This is a genomic window from Anaerolineae bacterium, from assembly GCA_014360855.1.
Lineage (GTDB): Bacteria > Chloroflexota > Anaerolineae > JACIWP01 > JACIWP01 > JACIWP01.
The window spans coordinates 1-5,485 of record JACIWP010000206.1 but is presented as its reverse complement, the minus strand read 5'-3'; the positions used below and the strand labels follow the sequence as shown (position 1 = coordinate 5,485).

The 5,485-nt window shown below is 66.5% G+C and carries 4 protein-coding genes; 2 read left to right on the top strand and 2 right to left on the bottom strand.

All coding sequences use genetic code 11. From position 1 onward, the window contains the following. Both H5T60_10975 and H5T60_10970 read right to left on the bottom strand, forming a co-directional pair. Positions 1-2,225 (bottom strand): S8 family serine peptidase (locus H5T60_10975; protein MBC7242953.1); only part of this gene is annotated, 2,225 nt, incomplete at its 3' end. Between the two features lie 74 nt (positions 2,226-2,299). Beyond that, positions 2,300-2,899 carry a YigZ family protein gene (locus H5T60_10970; protein ID MBC7242952.1) on the bottom strand — a complete coding sequence of 200 codons (600 nt, stop codon included), beginning with the start codon at positions 2,897-2,899 and terminating at the stop codon, positions 2,300-2,302. Positions 2,900-3,104: 205 nt separating this feature from the next. On the opposite strand from H5T60_10970, the gene larA reads away from it, so the two are divergent. Both larA and H5T60_10960 read left to right on the top strand, forming a co-directional pair. Continuing rightward, positions 3,105-4,430, top strand: coding sequence for a nickel-dependent lactate racemase (gene larA / locus H5T60_10965; GenBank protein MBC7242951.1), 1,326 nt, complete (start codon positions 3,105-3,107; stop codon positions 4,428-4,430). Positions 4,431-4,452: 22 nt separating this feature from the next. Beyond that, the gene (locus H5T60_10960) at positions 4,453-5,340 is read left to right on the top strand and encodes a biotin--[acetyl-CoA-carboxylase] ligase (protein ID MBC7242950.1); all 888 of its coding nucleotides are present in this window, start codon (positions 4,453-4,455) and stop codon (positions 5,338-5,340) included. Positions 5,341-5,485 lie beyond the last annotated feature (145 nt).

Here is a 5,485-nt window from a genome sequence, read left to right as displayed (position 1 = left end):
GACGTCGTCAGGTAGTGGGAGCGCACCACCAGGGCAAAGGGCTGGGGGCCGCTCGGCAGATTATAGCCGCGCACGGTGATCTGATAGGTGCCGGCGGCCGGGTTCTGGATCACCACGCGCTCCGAGTTGTTCAGCCGATCCCAGGAGGCCCCACCGTTGCCCTTGTACTGCGTGCCGCCGGGCGCCGTTACCTCCAGGTCCAGGTCGTTGACCAGAGCCTTGCCGGCGCCGACGGTGCCGGGATAATCGGTCCAGGCCAGCGTGACGACAAAAGCGTCGCCGGAGGTGACGGTTTGGGTGACCGCCACCGTGTAGGTGCGGACGGCGCTGGTACCGATGCCGGCCTTCTCATCCCAGTAAGCCATATGCTCATTGGGATTGAGCGCCAGCGAGTTCACCAGGTTGACGCGCCCGAAGCCGATCACATTGTTCGGGGTGGCGTTGGGAATCTCCTGGGTGGAACCGGTGCCGTACTGGCCGGGGGCGATGTTCTGGGCGCCGTTGATGAGCGTGGCCTTGATGAGGGCACCGCTGGGGTTGGAGTAGCCCTTGACCTGGTTGTAGTATTGGCGCACCAAAGCGGCCGCGCCGGCGGTCAGCGGCGTGGACATGCTGGTGCCGCCCATGTAGACGTAGTGGGAATTGTAGATCCCCCAGCCGGTCCCCGCGCCGCTGGCATGGGAGCGCGCCGAAATGATGTCCGTGCCAGGGGCCACCACCTCCGGCTTGACCCGGCCGTCATCGGTGGGGCCGCGGCTGGAGAAGGCCGCCAGGCCGTTGATGTTGTTCGAAATGTAGTCGTCGTGGATGGGGTTGACGGGGAACAGGGCTTCCCAGGAGCCAGTGCCCCAGCGGTAGTTGGAGTATCCGCCGAAGCCGGCGCCGGGCGGGCGGTTGTTCTCCGTGGCGCCCACGGTCAGCACGTTTTTGGCAGTGCCGGGAGACGCGATGCTGTCCGGGTCAATGACGCCATCCCTGTTCACGTCGCGGCCGGCATTGCCGGCGGAGAACAGCACCAGCGCCTGAGGATTCTGCCACATATATTCGTCGGCATAGCGGGCGAAGACATCGTAGTCGCCGTAGGTGTAATTGGGATAGCTCCCGCCGGTGGGATGGCCCCAACTGTTGGTATGGATGCGCGCCCCCTCGTTGTAAGCCTGCGTGAACAGCTCCTTGAGATCATAGGGGATGCCGGAAAGGCCGCCGGTGGAGTCCATCACCGATTGAAAGACCAGGCTGGCCTCCGGGGCCACACCGGCGAAGGAGCTGGTGTACTGATGCGCGGAGGGGTTGGCGCCGGAGAGGGAGCCGTTGCCCAGCACCGAGCCGGCGACATGGGTGCCGTGGCCGCCCTGCGGTTCATCGTTATACGTGAGACCATCGCTCCAATCCCCGGGCCGGCCCAGGGCAAAGGCACGCACCAGCCGGCCGCGGAAATCGAGGCTCAAGGTGGACTCGTTGCCCGTGTCCAGGCCGGTGTCGGCCACCGCCACGATCTGGCCGGCGCCGTACAGGTTGGTGCCCAGGCCGGCCAGCGTGCTCTGCGCCTGATTGACTTTCATAATGTCGCGGGCGCGGTCGTTATGCAGTTCCATGGGCAGGTACGGCTCGGCCCAGGCGACGCCGCGCAGTCCCACCAGTTCCGTCAGGCGATAGGCCGGCAGGGAAACGCGCAGGCCGGCGCCCAGCAGATCGCTCTGCGCCCGGTCCGTGACCTCCCCGCCCCAGGCGCGTACCTGCGCCTCCACTTCCGAAGCGTCCTCGCCGGGGAAGAGGCTGACGGAAAGCTCGATAGGCGTACTCTCCCCCATCCAGGCGTCCAGCTCCGGGGAGAGCTTGTAGAGCATGCGGTAGGGGCCGACCCAGCGCACATGGGGCAGGGTGCGCGCTGCATCGGCGGACATGCCGGCCGGCAGGCGGACCACAAAGGCGAAATCGGGCACATAGCTCAGCAGGCGGATGCCGGCGGCCTCGACCGCCTGCTTCCATTCCTCCTGTACCGGGCCGTCAAACTGCAGGAGATAGTAGGGGCTGGCCGGCGCGGGGCCTTCCAGGCCGGCCAGCGGGCTGGGCGCGGCGGGTTCGCCGGCCAGCGGATCAAAGGCGAACCGCGCCAGGTACACCCATGGGCCGGGAGATGCCGGCCGGGGCTGTGCGGCTGAGGGCATGATCCCCAACAGCACCAGGAGCAACATCATCACCACGGTCAGACGCCATTTGCTCATTTTCGCTCTCCTTATTTCGGATGGCCACTCATAACAACGCTGTTGGGGCAAAACCGATACGCCCGCGAGGAGAGTTAGATGAAAGCGGCTTCGCCGGCGGTGACCTCACACAGCGCGAAGCGGAACCCCTCGACCCTGTCCTCCGGCACCAACAGGAGGAAAGTGACCTCTGCTCCATGTTCGGTTTGCACGACAGAGGCCTGGAACGCCTGTGCCTGCCGCTGGACCGCCTCGTACCAGCGGTAGGGGACGCGCACGCGCAGGCTCACCTGGTCCACCCTTTCCGTGCGCGGCAGGGCCTCCACGGCCAGGCGGGCGGCCCGAGAGTAGGCGCGCACCAGGCCGCCGGTGCCCAGTTTCACCCCACCGAAATAGCGGGTGATGACGACCACCACATCCCCCAGGCCGGCGTTCTGCAGGACGGAGAGCGCCGGCGGGCCGGCGGTTCCGCCCGGCTCCCCATCGTTGTGGCAGGCATACTGACTGGTGGGGCCGAAACCCACCACATAGGCCCAGACGTTGTGCGTGGCGTCGTGGAACTCGGCCTTGACGGCGGCGATGAAGGCCATAGCCTCGTCCACGGAATGGGCCGGGCCGGCCGTGGCGATGAAGCGCGAGCCTTTCTCCACGAACTCGATGCGGGCGGTGCCAGCCGGCACCGGATACCGCGCCATGCTTCTCCCCCACCAAACTTTTCAGCCACAGTATACTATACCCGGGGGAAAACACAACCTCGGCTCATGAGGGCTGTTGACGCCGGCAGGCCGCCGGGGGTATAATGCCACCGGGATACAGGAAGGCGCCTCGTTTCCCGTTTGATGCGTTGGTTCTTCGTTTCCTGTTGCCGATGGGCAGGATGCCCAGAAGGAGAGCTGTCTGATGTGCGCGGAACGCATACCCATTGATATCCCCCTTGGCACTGCTCGACAGCGGGTGGAAATCCCTGCCGGCCAGCTCGCCGGCGTCTGCTGGCCGGCGCCTATCCCCACCGTCCCCAACCCCGAAGAGCACCTTCGCCGGGTCATCCAAGAGGGGCTGGAGCGCACCGGCGTCACGCGCAAAGCCAAGCCCGGCGCCCGGGTCTGCCTGGTGGTCACTGACCGCACGCGCTCCACGCCCAACCAGCAGATTGTCCCCATCCTCATTGAGGAGCTGGAGAAGTCCGGCGTTCGGGATGAAGACATCACCATCATGGTGGGGGTCGGCATGCACGCCGCCGACAGCCCGGAGGCCATCGAGGCCAATCTGGGGCCGGCGGTCGCCCGGCGCTTCCCGGTGCTCAACAACGAGCCGGACAATCAGCCGGCCATGGTGCACCTGGGCACCACCTCCCTGGGCACGCCGGTGGAGGTGCACCGCCGCTTCGCTGAGGCGGATATCCGCATTGGCACCGGGCTGGTCAACCCGTGTATGCTGGCCGGCTGGTCGGCCGGCGGCAAAATCGTCCTGCCGGGCGTTGCCAGCCGGCGCTGTATCTACGAGAATCACAAGCGCTTCACGGGCATCCTGGCGGAACTGCACTGCAGTTCCCTGCTGGGGGTCATGCCGCCGGCCAACATCGTGCGCTCGGACCTGGAAGAGGCGGCCGATATCGCCGGCATTGACATGGTGGTGGATGTCCTATTGGATGCCGGCCGCAACCTGGTGGCCGCTTTTGCCGATGCGCACCTGCCGGCACACCGCGCCGCGGTGGAGTTCATGCGGCCCTATGTCGAGGTCGCCCTGCCCGAAAAAGTGGACATCATGATCGCCGGCGTCGGGGATATCGGCTATGAGGTCAGCCTTTTCCAGGGCGGGTCTCGGGTCTGCGGCGGTGTGGACCGCTATTTGAAGCCGGGCGGCACCCTCATCCTGGTGAATCAATGCCGCGAGGGGATCTACGAGGGCTTTGAGCACGAGGAGTTCCGCCAGTGGATGCGGGAGATGCCGACGCCGGCGGAGCTTCGCCGGCTGACCGAGGCGCTGGAGATCGGCGGGGAAAAGAGCTGTGTGCTGTACACCTTCTCCTGGCTCCTGCACGAGATGAAATGCCGCATTGTGGTGGTGGCGGAAGGGATGGGGCCGGCGGAACTGCGCGAGGTGCATCTGGAATACGCAGCGCACGTACAGCCGGCGCTGGATGCCGCGCTGGCCGAGTACGGCCCGGGCGCGTCGGTGGGGGTCATGCCCTACGGCGCGCTGGTCCTGCCTGTCCTGCGGGATTGACAAGGCAAGCGCGAGATAACGCATGGTCGTGGGGTCGGATGAGGTGGAGGACGAGCTGTTATCGCCGGCGGCGCTCCTGGCCGGCATGCCGACGCGCCGGCTGGGCCGTCCCATCGTCTATCATCGGGTGATTGACTCCACCAACGAGGAAGCGCGCCGCCTGGCCGCGGCCGGCAGTCCGGAAGGGACGCTGGTCATCGCCGAACACCAGACCGCCGGCCGGGGGCGGCGCGGCCGGCAGTGGGTGGCGCCCGCCGGCCGCTGTCTGCTGTTCTCCCTCCTGCTCCGCCCGGCCCTGCCGCCGAAGCGCCTATTTACCCTGACCATGGCCGCCGGCCTGGCGGTGCGAGGGGCCATCATGGATCAGCTCGGGCTTGCGCCGGCGCTCAAATGGCCCAACGACGTGTACATCGCTGGTCGCAAAGCCGCCGGCATCCTGGTGGAAAGCGCCTTCGCCGGCCAGGAACTGGAATTCGCGGTGGTCGGCATCGGCATCAACGTCAATGTGCGGCCGGCGGAACTGGCGGGAGCTGTGTTGGGGAGCGCGGCAGACCCCACGCTGGGGCAGTTGCCCGGCACCGCTACCAGCCTGATGGTGGAAGCCGGCCGGCCGGTGAGCCGCTCGGCACTGCTGTGGGACATCCTGCGCCATTTTGAGCGCTGGTACGAGCGCATCCTGGCCGGCGAGTCGCCCCTGGAGGAATGGAGGGGCGCTCTGCTGGAATGGGGCCAGGAGGTGGAGATCGAGGCCGGCGGCGAGCGCGTCCTCGGCCGGGTCGTGGACGCCGCGGCGGACGGCGCGTTGGGGCTGGCACTGCCCGACGGCCAACTGCGCTACTTTTATGCCGGCGAGGCCAGCCTGCGCCCCCGGCCGGCAGGGGCAGAGGATAACTTGCCAGAAAGCGCATAGCATGTTATAATGTCAGCACAGTCGGAGCGAAGATGCATTCTTGGAAAAGTGGGGGGTTCCTTCCCACTTTTCTTGTTATCAGCGCATTGTTAGGCCCGATGGGTTTGCTGTAAAGGAGAGAGCGGGAGCAATGAGAAACGAATTT